The organism is Priestia sp. YIM B13489 (assembly GCF_042787645.1).
Taxonomy (GTDB): domain Bacteria; phylum Bacillota; class Bacilli; order Bacillales; family Bacillaceae_H; genus Priestia; species Priestia megaterium.
Genome location: NZ_JBHZOQ010000053.1, coordinates 2,897,039 through 2,915,097, shown reverse-complemented (window position 1 = coordinate 2,915,097; position 18,059 = coordinate 2,897,039). Strand labels below are relative to the sequence as shown.

Annotated in this window: 16 protein-coding genes; 9 read left to right on the top strand and 7 right to left on the bottom strand. The window is 35.1% G+C overall.

Annotated elements, in window-relative coordinates:
* Nucleotides 1-29: 29 nt before the first annotated feature.
* Nucleotides 30-1,322 carry a VTT domain-containing protein gene (locus ACFX4W_RS20745; protein WP_377560008.1) on the bottom strand — a complete coding sequence of 431 codons (1,293 nt, stop codon included), beginning with the start codon at nt 1,320-1,322 and terminating at the stop codon, nt 30-32.
* Nucleotides 1,323-1,806: 484 nt separating this feature from the next.
* Here ACFX4W_RS20745 and ACFX4W_RS20740 point away from each other — a divergent pair, with 484 nt between their 5' ends.
* The 4 genes from ACFX4W_RS20740 (at nt 1,807) to ACFX4W_RS20725 (ending at nt 5,064) form a co-directional block, all read left to right on the top strand.
* A complete protein-coding gene (locus ACFX4W_RS20740; RefSeq protein ID WP_377560006.1) occupies nt 1,807-3,009 on the top strand; it encodes an MGDG synthase family glycosyltransferase in 1,203 nt (400 codons plus the stop codon).
* A gap of 1 nt (nt 3,010) precedes the next feature.
* A complete protein-coding gene (locus ACFX4W_RS20735) occupies nt 3,011-3,709 on the top strand; it encodes a polysaccharide deacetylase family protein (protein WP_323618825.1) in 699 nt (232 codons plus the stop codon).
* Nucleotides 3,710-4,024: 315 nt separating this feature from the next.
* A complete protein-coding gene (locus ACFX4W_RS20730) occupies nt 4,025-4,147 on the top strand; it encodes a hypothetical protein (protein WP_280559401.1) in 123 nt (40 codons plus the stop codon).
* Between the two features lie 521 nt (nt 4,148-4,668).
* Nucleotides 4,669-5,064, top strand: a complete 396-nt coding sequence (locus tag ACFX4W_RS20725) for a YczF family membrane protein (RefSeq protein ID WP_377560003.1) — start codon at nt 4,669-4,671, stop codon at nt 5,062-5,064.
* A 9-nt stretch (nt 5,065-5,073) separates the two neighbouring features.
* On the opposite strand, the gene ACFX4W_RS20720 is transcribed toward ACFX4W_RS20725, so the two are convergent.
* The 4 genes from ACFX4W_RS20720 to ACFX4W_RS20705 all read right to left on the bottom strand — a co-directional run bounded on the left by ACFX4W_RS20720 (nt 5,074) and on the right by ACFX4W_RS20705 (nt 10,341).
* Complete coding sequence (locus tag ACFX4W_RS20720) at nt 5,074-6,177, bottom strand: GerAB/ArcD/ProY family transporter (protein WP_043980756.1); 1,104 nt, start codon at nt 6,175-6,177, stop codon at nt 5,074-5,076.
* A gap of 19 nt (nt 6,178-6,196) precedes the next feature.
* The gene (locus tag ACFX4W_RS20715) at nt 6,197-7,390 is read right to left on the bottom strand and encodes a Ger(x)C family spore germination protein (RefSeq protein WP_080781648.1); all 1,194 of its coding nucleotides are present in this window, start codon (nt 7,388-7,390) and stop codon (nt 6,197-6,199) included.
* Between the two features lie 30 nt (nt 7,391-7,420).
* A complete protein-coding gene (locus tag ACFX4W_RS20710; protein WP_377560001.1) occupies nt 7,421-8,929 on the bottom strand; it encodes a spore germination protein in 1,509 nt (502 codons plus the stop codon).
* Between the two features lie 518 nt (nt 8,930-9,447).
* Nucleotides 9,448-10,341 (bottom strand): AraC family transcriptional regulator, encoded by an 894-nt coding sequence (locus ACFX4W_RS20705; protein WP_043980763.1) that lies wholly within the window; start codon nt 10,339-10,341, stop codon nt 9,448-9,450.
* Between the two features lie 192 nt (nt 10,342-10,533).
* Here ACFX4W_RS20705 and ACFX4W_RS20700 point away from each other — a divergent pair, with 192 nt between their 5' ends.
* The 4 genes from ACFX4W_RS20700 to ACFX4W_RS20685 all read left to right on the top strand — a co-directional run bounded on the left by ACFX4W_RS20700 (nt 10,534) and on the right by ACFX4W_RS20685 (nt 12,827).
* On the top strand, nt 10,534-11,121 hold the full coding sequence (locus tag ACFX4W_RS20700) for an NDxxF motif lipoprotein (protein WP_377559998.1): 588 nt from the start codon (nt 10,534-10,536) through the stop codon (nt 11,119-11,121).
* Between the two features lie 163 nt (nt 11,122-11,284).
* Nucleotides 11,285-11,773 (top strand): hypothetical protein, encoded by a 489-nt coding sequence (locus ACFX4W_RS20695; protein ID WP_377559997.1) that lies wholly within the window; start codon nt 11,285-11,287, stop codon nt 11,771-11,773.
* A 161-nt stretch (nt 11,774-11,934) separates the two neighbouring features.
* A complete protein-coding gene (locus ACFX4W_RS20690; protein WP_025749161.1) occupies nt 11,935-12,117 on the top strand; it encodes a hypothetical protein in 183 nt (60 codons plus the stop codon).
* A gap of 308 nt (nt 12,118-12,425) precedes the next feature.
* Nucleotides 12,426-12,827, top strand: coding sequence for a hypothetical protein (locus ACFX4W_RS20685; RefSeq protein ID WP_377559996.1), 402 nt, complete (start codon nt 12,426-12,428; stop codon nt 12,825-12,827).
* A 261-nt stretch (nt 12,828-13,088) separates the two neighbouring features.
* Here ACFX4W_RS20685 and ACFX4W_RS20680 read toward each other — a convergent pair whose 3' ends face one another.
* Nucleotides 13,089-14,603: an arylsulfotransferase family protein gene (locus ACFX4W_RS20680; RefSeq protein ID WP_377559994.1), complete on the bottom strand. Its 1,515-nt coding sequence runs from the start codon at nt 14,601-14,603 to the stop codon at nt 13,089-13,091.
* 434 nt (nt 14,604-15,037) lie between these two features.
* Nucleotides 15,038-16,081 carry a calcium/proton exchanger gene (gene cax / locus ACFX4W_RS20675; protein WP_097823790.1) on the bottom strand — a complete coding sequence of 348 codons (1,044 nt, stop codon included), beginning with the start codon at nt 16,079-16,081 and terminating at the stop codon, nt 15,038-15,040.
* A 433-nt stretch (nt 16,082-16,514) separates the two neighbouring features.
* On the opposite strand from cax, the gene ACFX4W_RS20670 reads away from it, so the two are divergent.
* Nucleotides 16,515-18,011, top strand: coding sequence for a class I adenylate-forming enzyme family protein (locus ACFX4W_RS20670; protein WP_280559408.1), 1,497 nt, complete (start codon nt 16,515-16,517; stop codon nt 18,009-18,011).
* The last annotated feature ends 48 nt before the right edge of the window (nt 18,012-18,059 follow it).

The window sequence follows — 18,059 nt, the reverse complement described above, 5'->3', positions numbered from 1 at the left end:
TTTAGTTTGACTTTCTTTTTAGTGAACCGCTATAGACTAATACCTTTCATAAGGCGGAAGGTTTCAAGAAGCAAAACGTTTAACCCTAGCCATACTCCTCCAAATACATATCCTGCTGCAATATCGCTGGGATATTGTATGCTGAGGTACAAACGACTAATCGCAATAAGCAATAAAATAAGAATGGCTGCTATTGGTGCTAATGTAGGAGTCCATAATCTTTTAGAGTGTCGAACCAGCATAAATACAGCAAACCCATAAATAACAAAAGCCATCAAAGACTGCTCGCTTGGAAAGGTGTATGAAAGCTGTTCTATCAACGATTTTCTAATAGGGGAGAAATGGTGGAAAATTCGTCTTAGGCTTTCTTCGTATAGCTCTCCGCCGCCTGCAACAGCTACCAGAGATAATAATTCGATTTTTTTATCTCTGCCTTTCCATAAAATCCACACAAGTGTAAAGGAAATTAATGCCACCAGAACTTGCCTGGATCCCAGCATGAAAAATATCCGCATTGGTACATTCCAATCTTTATTAAAAAGGGCTGTTATTAATAGACTCGTTATTTTGTTAAAATCTCCAAACTCGTTTGCGATAAAGTCTTGCGTCATTCCAATCATAAGCAGAATAAACCCTAATGTTACTAATGCTGTAAATATAAAAACAAGCCCTGCCCGTTTCCGCGTATGAAACACATTTACTATCCACTTGAGACAATTAATTGCTATCTTTTTAATCGTTACTTTGAACTTTTTATAAATGTAAAGAGCAACGAACAAACTTACAGCTACAATCATCCCAATGATAAAGTACTTCTTGATAGAATTATGAAACTGTTCCCACTGAGGTCCTAATAACTTTCCTAGAGTAATAAATGTGGTGACCCAAAGAAATGATCCGCTATAGGCGTACAGTGCATACGTACGAAAAGGAAGCCGAGTAATTCCTGAAAAATATCCTGTAATATGTCTAATAACAGGGAGGAAATAAGCAATAATCAACAGTTTGTTTCCATGCACACTAAACCATTTTGACATTCTTTCAATTCGCTCTGGCCCCATATGAAGGGTTTTTCCGTATTTATCAAAAAAAGGAGTCCCTAACTTATAACCAACTCCGTAGGCTATGGTCATTCCAACCATACTCCCCATATCAGCCACCAAGATACTTCCCATCCAGCTCAAATGTCCTTGAAAGGCAAGAACCCCAGCGTAGCCCATGAGCAGCTCCCCTGGAAGAGGAAGAGCGAGCAGTTCCAGCATCAATGCTAGAAACAGCACGATATATCCGTATTGATTTATATAAGATGTGATAAAATCCATGGTTTGCCCTTCTTTCATAATATGTATTTGCCTAAAGCACAGTGAATAACTCAAATATGCTTGAATTTGATTGAAAATAAGCTAAGGGAAAAGGTTAATTTCACCTTTGCTTTTCTTTTAATGTAGCACTATTTATAAAAAAAACTTTCTTTTTCATTGATTTTTAATGTTATTTTTAGCCTATTTTTAACTACAAACCGTAGACTGAAAATGTGCTATTTGAAAGCTCAACCTAAGACTGTATGTGTTTCTAATAAATAGTGTAAGAAATTCCTAAACAATCTATGTAACGAAAAAGAAGAAAAGATACACCACACAAATTGATGAAAAAGGCTAAATACCCGGTATTAATTTTTTTATCATGTTTACTCTTTTATCAGTAGAGTAAATCTTTACTTGCATAAACAAAAGAACAAAAAGATGTGGTGAATATTTCAGGTTCCATCATATGACGAAAGAATAAAAACTATAAGGAGGGAAAGTCATGAATAATCGTGAGAAGGATAAATACCTCATTCTTTCCGCTACATTTGGAGAGGGACATAAACAAGTGGCTAATGCGATAAGCGAGGCAGTAAATGAGATCGCTGCTGATGCTGAGCCCATTACTATGGATATCATGGAGTGGATTCATCCCACCCTCTATCCAATCAGCCACTATATTTATAAAAAAAGCATTAAGAAGTTTCCTCAAGTGTATAGCTTTTTGTATAAAAAAACTCGTGTAAAAAATTCATTTTCCATTAAGCTAAATTCGATCTTTTTGTCGGGCATGCAAACCGTGCTTAAAATCATACAGGAAATAAAACCGAAGGTAGTGGTTAGTACCTATCCATTTGCCGCCGGGATTATATCAAGATTAAAAGAGCAAGGGTTAATTGATATTCCAGCGGTAACCATCATCACAGATTATACGGATCATTCTTATTGGATTCATCCCTCTACAGACCAATATGTGGTAGGGTCTGCTCGATTGCGTGATCAATTAATTGCGTTAGGGGTAGAGGCAGACAAAATTAAAAACACTGGAATACCTGTACGGAAAAGATTTATGGATGTTCTTCCAAAAGACCTTCTCCTAGATAAATATATGATTAATCCAAATATGTTCACCCTGCTCATCATGGGAGGGGGAGACGGATTTTTTGGAAAAGGGATTTCAACCTTTAAGGCATTAGAATCCATTTCCACACCGATTCAACTTTTTATAGTATGTGGTAAAAATAAGAAATTAAAAACACAATTAGAGTGGGAATTAAAAGACTCGAAGCATGACGTGAGAATTTTTGGATACTGTGAAAAGGTTGAAGAATTAATGGCTATTGCAGATTTAATGATCAGCAAGCCGGGGGGAGTAACAACCTCTGAGGCAATGGCGATGGATCTACCAATACTGCTTTATCATTCGTTACTAGGACAAGAAGAAGACAATGCAGAGTATTTATGCCGTTCGGGATTCGCACTGTCTGCACAGTCAGAAAAAGAGTTAATTGCGCAAATTGAAAATCTTGTCCACGATTCAGCACCTTTAAGATGGATGAAACAAAGAATGAAAAAATATCAAACCAAAACATCATCCATAGACGCTCTCTATGTCATTATCGAAGCAGCAAGACGCGGTCCATTACGTAACGTAACAGATAGTAGAACGATACAAAAGCAAAAGGAGATAGAGGTGAGTATATAATATGGAGTTCATGATTTCTGCTATTATTTTTTTTATTTTATTATACACCGTTATTCCGTATTTCTTATCACGTGGTCTAGGAGTGAACGTAGTTAAAAGAGGAAGGGATTTATCTAAAATTGCTTTTACGTTTGATGATGGTCCGAACCCTGTTTATACGCCGATACTTCTTGATTTATTGAAGAAAAATGAGGTGAAGGCAACCTTTTTTGTGGTCGGTACTAAAGCAGAAAAGTACCCTGAACTGATTCAGCGCATGCATAATGAAGGCCACTTAATCGGAATTCATAACTACGTACATCACTCCAACTGGTTTATGTCGCCTTGGAAAGTTAGAAATGGACTTAAGAATACAGCCAAGGTGATTAAATCTATCGCTGGAGTCACACCTATTTATTATCGCCCGCCTTGGGGAATGCTCAACCTTTTCGATTTTATGAGAAGAGGTAAATATAAGATTATTCTATGGTCAATCATGGCGGAAGATTGGCGCACCGCTGGCGGAAGTGAAAAGATCAAAAAACGCCTGGCAAACATAAAAGGCGGGGACGTCATTTTGCTGCACGACTGCGGAGATACGCTCGGGGCTGAATCCGACGCTCCAAGAAACACAATTAATGCGTTAAAAGATGTATTAAAAACAGTGCAAACAAAAGGATTCACTTGTGTCCGTGTTGATGAATTGGTAGAGAAGCTATAGATAGTAAGAGGATTAGAGGATTGTCTTTATTAAAACTTGCGAATGAAATTTTAATTCTTGTTATTTATTACCGTAACTAAATATCTTGTCTGTTATAAAAAAAGAACCTCTATTTTAAAGAGGTTCTTTTTTATGGTCAGTAAAAATATATGGTAATATAATCATATATTGGTTATATTTATAATTTCTTGATTTTTAAAATCTGTGTTGAATCAACAGTCAATTTAAACGAAATCTATGAAAGTAGGGTAGTTCTTGAAAAAAGTTATTTTGAAATTCTTTGTATATTTTTTAATCTTCTTTGGAGGAAACTTAATGATTAATATTCTGTTTACTTCTAATTTTGATCTTTTAACAGCATTTTCAACCGCTTTTGGAGTTTCCTTTGGGATTGCTATCTTTGAGTATTATATACATAAAAAAGGCAAGGTAGCATAAGGTGCAGTGTTTTTCACCCAATACATAAAAGATTTTATTAGAAACTTAAATATCATAGTATTAAATTATAAAAATTTTGAGGTTTGAGATGGGAAATTTGTTGAATTACATTTATTTTTTTATTGCCATTTTAGTTGGCTTGTACTTTTTTATCACCAATAAATACTCCAGAAAGCCACTATTCATGTTGTTACTATCGATGCTTTTATTTTATAGCAGCGCGTATTTCTTTTACTATAAGACTTATCCAATTAACTTACTCAGTACATTATCCATACTTGTGCTTTGGTGGATTATCCTTTTATTGCTAAGAGAGGTTTACTCTAGAGAAGAAAATATTTTCTGGAATCTTTGTTTAATCTATGTAGCGCTATACCACTCTTTGCATTATGTTTTTGATTCATTGGCTCAAAAGAACTTTTTGTATGGATTTATCTTTTATTTTTATACAAATGTAGGATTACTTCTGCTTGGCTTGTACTATTTCTTAAGAGTCTATAAAAATAGAACCGTGCATTAGAATGAAAAAAGCTCTTTGGAGATCAATGTCCGCAATTCTTGTGGCGTTAAATTTTTATAACAGATTGCTTTGCAGAAAATCAATTATTTTTCATCATTTAATAAATATTATTAAATCTCATGGACGCCTTGTATATTTTTATATTATTTACCGCACTTTAAAAGAAAAAGGCGAGGCTGATATAATGGCTAAAATAATTCCATCCTTATGCATTTTGCTCGGGGCTTATGTTCTTATTGTATTCATCGACGTTTTTCAGGGAAGCTATATGTTTCAATCGTTTTATAACCTAAAACAATATTTTGTAATTGCTCGTGGGGAAGATTATTTTTTGGTTATTTTATTTGCTTTACTATTCCTTGCTGTTAGCATTTTTCCTGTTTTAAAAAAACAATAGCCTCCCTTGTCATAAAAGGGTAGGCTTTATTTTTTGTTTTATATATGCTGTAATCAGCAATAGGATGGGAATTGCTATATGAAAAGGGAGGTGCAATAAATAAGGAACAATTTTGAGTCCTTCATTTATATGAGCTTGATAACTAGGAGCAATCATCAGTGAGGAGAAAAAAATAACACCGCCAATTAAATAAATGTTTGTAACAGAAGGTTTCATTCGAAACAAATCAGCCGCGCCAATCACTGCACAAAAGAAATAAATGGTTATTTTAACAAAACCTAAAATGACCATGAGAATGAGAATAAAGGTATCCAGTCTTTGAATAAAACTAGCTATGTTAATGTAACTCACAGCTGTAAGAGCCGGGAAAGAGGATCTTAAAACAGTCTCTGGTCCGAGTACACACAAAAGAATAATTGAATTAATGGTTAAGACCATTCCTCCTATTATGATGGCGGATAACCCAATTGTTGCGGCCTGACTTTTTTTATTTAAATAAGGAAGAATCATAGTAAAGGTAATCAATTCCCCGAAAGGTACAGTAATGCCAAGGGGGACTAACTCTTTTCCTATGTTTCCCCATCCATTCGCTAATACGGGTTGAAGATTCTCCACCTTGATGTAGCCTCCTACTACATACAAAACATTTAATATAAAAAGAGTCAGTAAAATAACAACAAAACATAAGCATGTAACTCGTGCGAATGCTTCTATTCCTAAGTGAACACTATAAATTAACACAAAGGTCATGCATATGCCCAGCGTAATAATCGATGTAACATAGTAAGAAGAGCTAATTAGTAATTCTTCAAAATCACGCAATACTCTGGAAGCAATATAAACAAAATATATAATATAACAAAAGCTGATAGCACCGCCTACGTATTTACCCCAGATTTTAATGAGGTAGCCAGTCAAAGGCATATTAGGGTATCTCTTATATAAGGAGATATAGATTAAATACAGTACACATCCAAAAAAAGTAGCCAGCAGGGGGACTATCCATGCATCTTGCCTAGCAGCCTTTCCGATATCTAAAAGCAACGTACTGCCTAATATAAAAATAAACATCATACAAAATAATTGAAACCCATCGATTTTTATTTTAGTCAATGCTTTTTCAGCTCCTCATCTAATTTACCTCATAAGGATTTGTCCGCATTCCGGTATTTACAATACTGACGTTCACATTCATCGATATTTTAGCGCTTGAAAATAGATTCTCCCAATTCTGTTTATGCTGACGCCAATAACTAGGGTTGGTTCGAGACAAGCTATCACCAAAGCCAAATATATCTGTCTTTTCTTTTTGTGCGATGCGAATAGTTTTTGTGATTTCCTTTTGCAATTCCTTTTGTACTTCTTTTTCCAATTCTTTTAATACCTTAGGGTTGCTTAAATCTTTTTGGCATGTTGTTTCCGTAATTTCTCCCATGACGTTCAAATCTGTATGAATGAAAGGTTGCCTATGGCGGATTGCTGTTTTCATTTGGCTTTTTATTCCGGTCGCTGTAACTGTGATATTCTCATTTATACTGCAAGGGAAAACGAGGGCTGTACTCTTTACTTCAGAAGTAACAAGCTGGACAGATCGAGCCTCATCGCCATCTAGCCATCGAACTAATTTTCCTTTTCTAAACATGGCTAATCCTTTTACCTGCATAGCACTTGGGCTGGTATTCTCTAAATTGCCTGCTTCTTCTGCCTTCTGAGAGGGCTTGTTAATGCTGATTCCAGGAAGAGATAGATCTTTTCCCTCACTTAAAAGCATAGAAATAACTTCATATGCTTGTACATTACTAACTATTCCGTACATTTTTTGATTGTTCTGGCTGGTACTTAGGATACTTTTGACTGGAGTAACCTCAAAAGGTTCAATCACACCGAGCAATTTCTCAGCAGTCCCATCACGTGCAATAAAAACTGGAATACTTGTACGAGCTTGTTTGCCTCGATCCAAAGCATCAAATAATAAGCTAAGGTCATTTCTTGCTAATTTTTCACCTATAATGATAAGCGAAAGATGTGAAGTAATATGTTCTCTTGGAATGACGATGGAGGCTTTTTTTAATGCCTCTACTAGTGTTTTGGCAGTTACTGTGTAGTTAATGACAGGAAGACCCTGTCCTCCTGTCGAACTGCCCTGTGATAAACCACTTGGATTAATGATCTGATAGGTTACTTTATAAGGTTGTTCCAAGTTTTCGTTCTCATCAATTCCCAATCCTATAATAACTCCTATTTGGTTTAATTCTCGGTAATTCGAACATCCTGAAACGCATAAACAAATGGCAGCGATCCATAAAAGCGAAAGATAAGTTTTCATTTTCTATCCTCATTCATCTTTATACGACGTCTATTTATTGTGATGTTTTTTCAACAGAGATGGTAAAGAGAATCGAACTAAAGTATCCTTTTGCTCTTTAAAATCAAAGGGAGCAAAAGGTGAAAAGTAGGGAATACCAAAAGATCTTAGACTACTTATATGAAGCCATATACATAAGGTCATAAGCAAAATTCCATATAAGCCAATAAATGCTGAAATTAGAATCAAGATAAACCGAAAACCACGGGCCGCATTGACAATGCTAGTAGATGGCAGTGTAAAATTGCTGATGGCAGAAATAGCAACAATAATTACAACAGCCGCTGATACAAAACCTGCTTCTACAGCTGCTTGTCCTAAAATCAGTGCTCCTACAATGGAGACTGCTGGTCCGATTGCTCTAGGCATTCGGATTCCGGCTTCTCGCAACATCTCAAAAGCTAGTTCCATCACTACCATTTCTACAATTGCTGGAAAAGGAACTCTTTCTCTTTGCGCCATTAAGCTGACCATTAATGTGTTCGGAATAAGTCCCTGATGATGCGTAATCAATGCTAAATAGATAGCAGATGCATACATAGAAAGAAAAAAAGAACCAAATCTTAGTATCCTTAAAAAGGAAGCAATATAATAATTTTGATAATAATCTTCGGGAGACTGAAAAAATTGAGAAAAAATAGCAGGCGCAATTAATACAAAGGGTGTTCCTTGTACAATAATAGCAATTCGACCTTCTAATAAATTTCCTACGACGGCATCAGGTCGTTCCGTATTTAATAAAAGTGGGAAAATAGTGGTACTATCATCCCGGATAAATTCCTCAATATAGTTCGACTCAAGGACCCCATCTACCTTAATCTCTTTTAAACGTTCTTTGATTTCCTCTACAATACGTTTATCTGCATTCCCTTGAATATACATGATTCCTATATCTGTTTGGGTTACGCTTCCAATTTTCATGCTTTCTAAGCGTAAATTAGAATCCTGAATTCTAGCTCGTATCAAGGAGGTATTAGTCCTTAAATTCTCTGTGAAACTATCTTTGGGTCCTCTAACAACAGTTTGACTGGTTGGTTCTGTTACTGCGCGGGACTGAAGTTTTTTTGTATTGCCAATGAAAATTTTAGAACTCCCATTCAGTAGGATGACCGTATCACCGGTTAAAACGGCTGACATAAATTCATGCCAATTCTCTTTTATAGTCAATTGAGATACAGTTAATATCTGGGGTATTTGTTCTTCTATCTCTTTGACGGTTACTACTTGATTACTTTCTTTAAGCCACTGAATAAGAGGCGTCATGATATTCTCATTTATAATGTTTTCATCTGCTAATCCGTCAAGGTGAATAACGGCTGCTTTTAACGTTTTTTGATAGGGAGACTCAATCATTCGAAACGATACATCAGAACTATTTCCTAATTCGTTTAATAGTCTCTCTATATTTTTATTTACATCATCATATAAGGGAGTTGCTGAACAATCTGTTGTCTTTTCCTTATTAGAATTAGAGCTTTTCAAAAGATATCTTTGTCGCACGTTTTACCACCTTTTATATGAGTGAATATTTGTTATACAACGAGTAACGTTATCATTCCTATAAAATGTAAAAAATATGTACGTGAGGAAAATACATAAAATAAAATGATAGGAAATGCATCTAACTTTGTTTTCTGTTTTGCCGCATTAGTTGAACGTCAAAGTAAAACTGAGGATTCTTTAGAGTTTTTAGATGAAAATCAAAGCGGGTTAGCTAGTATTACTTTATATCCAGTGACAGATCAGAAGGTATTGTTTTAAGAGTTAAGGAATTGGAGAGAAAAGCACCTCACACTTCTCTGGATATCTGATGTTTTTATGGCCGATATCGTACATTATGATAATTAAAAATGAAGTGAATATTCACATTGATTGATTCCAAAATTTCCAATGCAAAAGAATAAAAAGCCCTCTCTTAAGTTTAATTGCTTAGAGATTGGGCTTTTGTATACGAATATCTTCAGTATTATAAATGAATTTCTACGCTACTTTTCTCTTAAACAAATGGGAGTTCTCTTTTATGCTTTAACAGTCTGTTTTTTTACAGGAATGTAGATATCAATCTCTTTATTTTCTGAACCATAACATCTTTTATCATACAGTTCAAATTCCATTGATCCGTAGTGCTCATAACCCGATTCAGGGAACCATTCTGTAAAAACATAATTCCATGTGGACTGAATGGAAGAAGTAAAAGATTCTTCATTTGATTTTGGTGTAGTAAATACGGCATAGTCTAGTTCAGGGAAACTTCTGTAAACTGTTCCTTCAGGCGCTGAAGTGCCTTCCTTTACTTCCATGCCAATTACATAAACAAACTCACCCGTTTCAGGATTAAAATCAGTGCAAATACCAAGCTCCGTGTTTTCTTTTAAGGGATTGGGGATTTTAGAGCCTAATCCATTTTGCATGTACTGTTGCCAAAATTCAGGAATGTCTTTGTTATTCTGGCCACCCTCGTTCTTCGTTTTTAGCTCATATCCAATGACATAAAAAGCAGATTTAGTGACTAGTTTTGGTTCCATCTTATTTCCTCCTGACAAAAGTGTGGTAGTTAGGTAGGCTTTTCCCCGCAGCGGTCCAGATATTCTCCTTGCGTTACGGTATTGCTTCGGTGAAACATCATAAAAGTTTTTGAACGCTCTGTTAAATGATTCTTGATATTGGAAACCAACATCAAGTGCGATATCAATGACTTTTTCATCTGTAAAAAATAAGCGTTCTGCTGCGCGTGTAAGTCTTCGTTTCCTCACATAATCCATCACCGATTCTCCAACCATGGCTTGGAAGACACGGTGATAATGAAAAGGAGAAAAGCAAGCAATTTCTGCTAACTTTTCTAAAGTAATTTGTGTCTCCAAATTCTCCTCAATGTAATTTAGCGTTCTTTGTATACAAGTTACATAATTCATTTACATTCACCTACCTTACGTTCACTATAACAGCAAACAAATCGTTGTTCTTAACATTTTTTGCTATATTCAATTAGATGAGGATAGTTTTGCAATATACGCCTCTAGATGTATACTCCTAAGGGAATTTTAATGCTAAAATTTTCTATGTAAATTAATGGGATTAATACATTGGTAAAGGGAGCGTTTGAATTGAAGAAACTTTATTTTAGCTTAATGATTATTTTTTTATTAGGTGCTTGTTCTTATTGGGAAAGTACAAAAGAAGTTAGTGAAGAAATTGTATTACCAACTTCTATATTTAGTTCATCGAAAAATAATGCTGTAATTAATGAAAAGGAAATGAAAGAAAGTATAAAAACTTACTCAAATACTAACGAGGATTTATCCAATATCAGTGATCAATTTGAAGAAATGATGGATTCTGATCAACAGCTAACTAAAGCTGAAGCGAAAAAACTTGAACAAATAAACGATCTGGTCAAAGAAAATGATCGTAACTTTTCTACATATATCTCGCACAATACTCTACCAGAAGGATATAAAAAAGAGTCAGAGAGAATTAGCCGCTTTATTATGGGTTCCAATCAAATCTTGGATGAACTGGATCAAGTCATCGATGACATGGTTGAGCATATGAGCGAAGGAGATTTTTCTGAAACAGAAATTGATTCACTTATGAATAAAAATGAAGGTGTAAATGGAAGGGAACAGAAAAAGATAGAGAATTTTCTAGATGACAAAAATATTGATACAAAAGCTTTTGGACGAAAGAGTTAAAACAATTTAATAGATTTGCTTTGGTTAGGGGGAGCTTACTATTGGAGTAGTTAAGTCTACAAATAAACTTGCATTTTCTATTGTCTATTTAGTCTTCGGTACAGCTTTGGGGATAGTAGCCAAATATTTAGATACTATTGCAGGTGTTGATGGAAGCTGGTGGATGAATATTCTGCCGTACTTTGGGGATTTGTGTTCTAGGGCCGGTATTTGGGTCCTGATTGCTACTCTTATAGCCGCGTATAGTAAAACCAAAATTAGTGGGGCTCTTAATACATTCATGTTCTTTATAGGAATGCTAACAGGCTATTATATATATTCCGCTTTTCTATTTGGATTTTTTCCAACTAGTTATTTTTTACTGTGGGGAAGTATCGCACTAGCGTCTCCGTTTCTAGCAGCTATTGTATGGATGGCTAAAAATAATTTACGTCTAGCTTGGATATTACCAGCGTTGCCTATGGGGTTATTGCTAAGTCTTTCTTTAGCGGTTGGAGTATTTTATATACATGTAAATTATATTGAAGAGTTCATTATGTATGCTGTTTTATGCAGAGTCTTTTACAGAAATCCAAAGCAGCTAGCAGCAACAATTTCTGTTTCGTTTATCATTTCGTTTATTATCAAACAAGTAAGTCCACTTCACTTTTGATTTAGATGAAGGTTTTAAAAAAATGAAAGTTTACTATGTGAAAAGGGGATTTCGGTAACTAACTATAAATACAATTCAAAACGGCTTTTACATATATATTCTTTAAAATACAGTAATTAGGAAACTTTTATAGAAGTAATTCGTATAAAAGGTAGGAGGTGATGGATATTAACACGGAAAAACGTCTGGATGAAATTGAAAGAAAATTAGATGATTTACATAATAAGATAAGTAATCAAGAAAGTAGAGCAAAGTATAAACCTATCTTTACAATTGTACTCATTTTATCTGCAATTCTCATATTTTTTGTGCTTATAGGTGTTGTAAGCTTTTTTACAGGTTGATTTTTTTACTAATCTCTCAGAATTATTTCTGGGAGACCTTTCATTATTTAAACTAACGACAATTCATTTTGTATAAACTTGTATATAATATACCCGCTTAAAATAAAAGGGGATAAAATTATGATGAGAAATGAAAAGGAACGTTCCACATTTAGTGCGGCTTTCAAAACCTATGAACAGCTATTAAAAAAGATCTTACATATGTTCTTTACTAGATAATATTCTACGCCATGTTAACTAAAGATATATATTTTAATAAAATATAAAGTAGTAAAAATGACATTATGGTGTTTACATGGAGGAAGAGCATGAGAAAGTTTTATATTGCTTTATTTAGTCTTTTCTTTTTTATTTCATTAGTAGTTGGATGTCAAAGTAAAGCTGAGGATCCTTTAGAGTTTTCAGGTGAAACTCAAAGCTGGTCAGCTACTATTACGTTATATCCCGTTGAAAATAGTAAAGAAACAGCTCAAATGAACTTAAATTATCTAGGTGGTAAGGTAGAATCCGTAGGAGATTTTGGGATTAATTTAGACACTTCAAATAATCAAAATGGAATTGCAGTAAGAGACGCAAGGTTAAATAAAGAAGGGAATTTCAAAGAAAAAGTAAAGATTGATGCTAGTAAAGATGTAATTAAACCTGAATATATGATTTTAACGGTTAAATGGAATGAAAAGTCAGAAGATATGATTTTAAAAGTTAAGTAATTAGGGAGAAAAAGCACCTTATACTCATATATATCAAATATTCCCCCAGTTCTTTATCCTTACTATTTGTTAAAATATAATATTATATATCAGGAATTTTATTTTTGCAGTTTAGATTAATATAGTAGCGGTTTTTTGAAAAAGTCCTTAGCTCACATAATTTCTAGTTGATTCCTTAAAAGGTGAATGCCCCCTCATGTCTTCTGAGTAGGGGGGCACTATAAGAATATTTTTAAAAATCTAATAGAGGATTATTAATGCTCACTTTCGTCTATTTCGTCTTATTTTTACGTAAGTAGTCGATGATGTACCAATGACGTTCCCGCAGGAGTCTAATGCTTTTACTTGAAAATAGGGGCCAACTGCCTGAGCATGAATATCTGTTTCGAATCCAGTACAAGGGGTACTAAATACCACTACTGCTAATTTAAAAGGTGTTGGGCCTGCCAGTACCTGCCAAGCGACCGTTTCTGTTGAACCATTCCATGATGCGTAAACTGTAGCTTCACCGTCATGCAATAAGTCTACAGTTATGCTAGGCGGATAAAGTGGTAGACCTACCCACTTATTTTTAAACGCTCGATACGAAAGATTCTGATTTGGATACTGCATATCATATAACAAGTTAAATGAATGGTTTCTCCTTGTATTGCCAGCGTTCCTAAATTCCGAAAGGTACGGTTCTTGCCCCCACCCAATGAGTTGATTTCCATTAGAAAGCTTTTGCGCATTTCCTTGACTTGGAACATATAAAGGTGGGTCATGATAATACGTTCGATCTATACTGGCGATCTTGTGTTTATAATCTAAGTGAAGAATTAAACCACGCGCTTGCTCTTGAGGTGGAGAATCAGGAGAAGCACAGCAGGCATTGTCAAACAAGCTTATCCTGTTTTCGGACCTGTATCGTGCATCATGCTGCCAAGAAAATGTAGCGTTCGGCCCAAGCTTAAAATCACTTTGCTTTCCACCAAGTTGCCAAATTACCTTTCCCGTATCTTTGTCAATGTTATAAATAGCCCACATACTACGCATGCTCACTAAAAGTGTGTTGTTTGGACCTTCTTCGACTGAATTTACGTGGTAACAATCCCATATATTATTAGAACTTGTGGCGGATGAAGCAGGTACCATCGAATCAGCTGGATTAATATGTTTAAGTACATCCCAGAAGAAGAGAAGCTCTCCCGTCTCAATGTCTATTTCTTGAATAGAGTAATTACTAAAATACCCGTGTAATGGCCCTCCATACTTAGATAAATCTGCAGGTACTTGTTTTACCCCTGTGAACAAAGCCGTATTCCGTTTGGTGATTGTAAACTCGTGCAAATCAGAGGTAAACCCTTTTTTAGCAAATAACTTTTTAATGACCTCATAATGCTGATTGATAATTTGAAAATGAGCACCAGGCTCAGGTTCACCCACTGGAAGGTTAGGGTTTGCAGTTTGAGTTCCTGAAATTGTTCCTTGCCACATCGTAAGAACAGGGTTTTCATGGTACATTTGTACTCGAAAGTCTGTGTTTTGGATATACCTACTAGCAAGCGGTCTAAACCACACTGGATTACCCGTCTGATCCATAATTAGTGCCCCAGTTTGCCCAATCATCGCTGCTTCATATACCGTATAGGGCGCAACAAATAATAGGCCGGGAGCTGTTCCAGGCTTATCAACATTAACGCTAACCTTCATGGGATGTAAATTAGGAGCTGAAACAAAATTCCATACTTGCGGGTTTGAATGACTAGTGAATGATTGTGAATTAAAATTATTCATTCCCACTCTCATCTCCTCTAACTTTTATTATTAAACACTGTCTCTTGAGCTATTAATATGTCATTTGCTTCAAAATATGTAGGTGCTGTTTAGGTTTAGTTGTGTCTTTTGTTTGCTCGTGATTAGCAGGTCAAGAGAAGTGTAAAACGAAAAGTAGCGGAGGCTTTATAAATAAAAATAAAGCCGCAAACGGAAGGGAAGAGGAAAAGATAGAGAATTTTCTAGGTAAAAGAATATTAATACGGAAGGATCTTGGACGAAAAAGTTAAAAACAATTTAATAAATAGAAGAGTTTAGTATATTTTAAATACTTATATATAGATAAAACATACTTGAAAAACGAGCTCTTGTTTATGAAGGGCTCGTTTATGCATCATTGGTGTAGAAAGACTTTGATTATGTTTAAAAATTTCTGCTTTGTTGCGAGAGTGATTCTATAAAAGGTAAAAACTAAAGCCTATCGCAATGTAGGTACCAACAAGTAAAACACCTTCGAACCAGTTGGAATCACCGTCGTTCACAACGGTCACCGTCATGAGAGCGGCAAGGATCATCGCAATCATTTCCGCTGTATTAAATACAAGAGGCAAGAAATCATACAAGTATGAAAACAGAACGAGTATAGGAGCAACAAACATGGCCGTTTGGACGGTTGAACCAATGGAAATCTCCACCATTACGTCCATTCTGTTATTATAGGCCATTGCAATTGCTGACACGTACTCTGCAGCACTTCCGACTATGGCCACAACAATAATTCCAATAAAAACGTGACTCCATCCTAAGGCAGCACCTACTGGCTCAATGGTGCCAACAAGTTTTTCACTAATATAAGCTAGTACAATTGTGGCCAGTCCAAGTACAACGATTGCTTTCTTTTTTTCCCATTCTGGTTCCTCTCCATTTTCTTCTGCGTTCCCAGTAAAAATCCCCTTATGCGTGACAAGTTTAAAAAGAAGAGCAAGCAGGTAAATGGTCAGCATCACAATAGCAAAAGAAGTTGATAGAACCTGCATATCTTTATCATCCAAGCGTTTTGCAAAGATAAATGGCAATACAAAAGTTACGATAATAGCAAACATTAAGAGAGAGGTATTATGTCGTGTTTTAAACACACTAAATTTTTGCTTTTTAAATCGAATTCCTCCAACAATCATTGATATTCCGCTCGCAAAAAGTAGATTAACGAGAACTGCTCCAGTAATAGAGGAAATGACGATTGTATTTAGTCCTTTACTTAATGCAAAAAACGAAATAATAATTTCTGCAGCGTTGCCAAACGTAGCATTAAGTAATCCCCCTGCTGTTGGACCTACTACAACGCTAAGGCTTTCAGTAGAACGTCTGATGTAATTAGCCAAACTAATTAATGTCACACAATAAATAAAGAACATTAAAATATAATTCCAATTAAAAATGCTGCCAATAATTGAAAGAGGTACACCAATAATCATAAAAATGAAAAAGACTTTATTCATATTTTCCTCCATGGTCATTTATAGATCCTATAGCAAGAAGAGAAGCTCTATATTATCTTAGCGTTTTTATTAATATAACTCTTAAGACTTTTGTTATTCACATGGAGAGTGCAACTAGCAATCAACTCGACGCATAGAAAGAGAACATACTTAATAATAGCTGGTGTAAAGTTAAAAAAGAAAAGAATCGTACAAGATAAGGCGCTATGAACTCCTCAAGATAAGCTTCAAAGTATATTGAATAGTCTGCTCTGAATAACCAATATGTATCTTTTACATGCTAAAAAGATATGGATTTTTCAAACGCCCATAATTAACGTTTGCGTTAACGTTAATTATGGGTAATGTAGTTTATAGATTTAAAAATAATTAGAATGAAGCACCATTTAAATATGATTCAAACTGGTCATTATCATTAAAGGAGAGAGCTATTATGTATACACTTGGAGAACTATTAGAGCAAAGGGCTACACAATCTGCTGAAAAGGAGGCTTTAATTTGGAGTACATCTTACCATACATTTAAAGAATATAATGACCGTGTCAATCAACTCGCTCATTACCTGTTAAGCCATAACATTAAAAAAGGGGATCGAATTGCAATTCTCTGTCAAAACAATCATCCGTTTCCTACGATTCTGCTAGCCGCATTAAGAATCGGAGCCGTAGCGGTTCCTATTAGCTGGCAGCTTACGAAGTATGAAATTATCGATATTTTAGATAGTGCGCAACCTAAAATTATTTTCTACGACCAAAAATTTCATGAGGTTATTCCTTTTGATTCTGAAATATTAAATGACGTGATTACTTTACAAGTAGGAAGAAAAAATAGTGTGCAGACAGTTGAAGAATATAATGAAATTTTTTCTGCGTATTCTATACTAAATCCCAATATACAGGTCTCTCAAGATGACATAGCTATGCTTCTTTTTACTTCCGGAACAACTGGCAACGCAAAAGGCTGTATGATTGAGCATGGTCATGTGTATTCTTATATACAACCATCTAGTCAACGAATCGATTATGAAAAGGATGGTCGTTTTCTTGCCTCGCATCCTTTTTATCATATGAGTTCTATTAATAATATTTTGAAATCTGTTTCCAACGGGATGGGATTATTTTTGTTGTCAGATCCTACACCGGAAATCATTTGGGAAACGATTGAAACTCATAAGATCACTATGATGTTAGCGTTTCCCTCTATGTACATGCAAATGCTCGAAGCGGTGAAAAATGAAGGGGCAAAGAAATCTTCACTAAAGGTTGCTATTGCTGGAGGGGCAAAAGTTCCTGCTTATCTTATTAAGGAATATGAAAAATTAGACATCAGCATGATACAAGGTTATGGAAGTACAGAAGCATGGACAGTCAGTGTATGGACACCAAATATGGGAAATGAAAAAATTGAATCAGCAGGTAAGCCTCTTTCTGGTGTAGAAGTGAAAATTATTGATCCCGAGTCAGGACAAGAAGTGAAAACAGGAGAAGTTGGAGAAATTATCATAAAAAGCCCCTATTGTTTTAAAGGCTATTGGCATAATCAAGAGGCGACTGACAAAGTCCTTAGAGATGGCTGGTTCTATATGGGGGACGCTGGAAAGGTAGATCAAGACGGCTTTTTATATATTATGGGACGCTTTAAAGATGTTATCGTATATGGCGGTGATAATATCTATCCTGATCAGGTAGAAGAAATAATTGAGCAAATAGATACGGTTATAGAAGCTGCTGTAGTAGGAGTAGAAGACCCAGTTTATGGAGAAAAACCTAGAGCGTATGTGGTAAAAGATCCTCATTCTTCTTTAACAAAAGAAGATATCTTAAAATATTGTAGAGATCGTCTAGCAAGCTACAAAATTCCCGAAGTTTATTTTATTGATCAACTTCCTAAAAATCAGCTCGGTAAAGTATTAAAAAGAGAACTGAAATGAAGATAGTTAAAGCGTGGACTGAATGCAGTCCACGCTTTTAAGATGGGG

Excerpts from the sequence above, each read along its gene's own strand:
- ACFX4W_RS20740 (WP_377560006.1), top strand. The coding sequence starts at position 1,807 with ATGAATAATCGTGAGAAGGATAAATACCTCATTCTTTCCGCTACATTT.
- ACFX4W_RS20745 (WP_377560008.1), bottom strand. The coding sequence starts at position 1,322 with ATGGATTTTATCACATCTTATATAAATCAATACGGATATATCGTGCTG.
- ACFX4W_RS20715 (WP_080781648.1), bottom strand. The coding sequence starts at position 7,390 with ATGAAAACTTATCTTTCGCTTTTATGGATCGCTGCCATTTGTTTATGC.
- ACFX4W_RS20725 (WP_377560003.1), top strand. The coding sequence starts at position 4,669 with ATGAAAAAAGCTCTTTGGAGATCAATGTCCGCAATTCTTGTGGCGTTA.
- ACFX4W_RS20730 (WP_280559401.1), top strand. The coding sequence starts at position 4,025 with ATGATTAATATTCTGTTTACTTCTAATTTTGATCTTTTAACAGCATTT.
- ACFX4W_RS20680 (WP_377559994.1), bottom strand. The coding sequence starts at position 14,603 with ATGAATAATTTTAATTCACAATCATTCACTAGTCATTCAAACCCGCAA.
- ACFX4W_RS20670 (WP_280559408.1), top strand. The coding sequence starts at position 16,515 with ATGTATACACTTGGAGAACTATTAGAGCAAAGGGCTACACAATCTGCT.
- ACFX4W_RS20695 (WP_377559997.1), top strand. The coding sequence starts at position 11,285 with ATGAATATTCTGCCGTACTTTGGGGATTTGTGTTCTAGGGCCGGTATT.
- ACFX4W_RS20705 (WP_043980763.1), bottom strand. The coding sequence starts at position 10,341 with ATGAATTATGTAACTTGTATACAAAGAACGCTAAATTACATTGAGGAG.
- ACFX4W_RS20690 (WP_025749161.1), top strand. The coding sequence starts at position 11,935 with ATGGATATTAACACGGAAAAACGTCTGGATGAAATTGAAAGAAAATTA.
- cax (WP_097823790.1), bottom strand. The coding sequence starts at position 16,081 with ATGAATAAAGTCTTTTTCATTTTTATGATTATTGGTGTACCTCTTTCA.
- ACFX4W_RS20735 (WP_323618825.1), top strand. The coding sequence starts at position 3,011 with ATGGAGTTCATGATTTCTGCTATTATTTTTTTTATTTTATTATACACC.
- ACFX4W_RS20685 (WP_377559996.1), top strand. The coding sequence starts at position 12,426 with ATGAGAAAGTTTTATATTGCTTTATTTAGTCTTTTCTTTTTTATTTCA.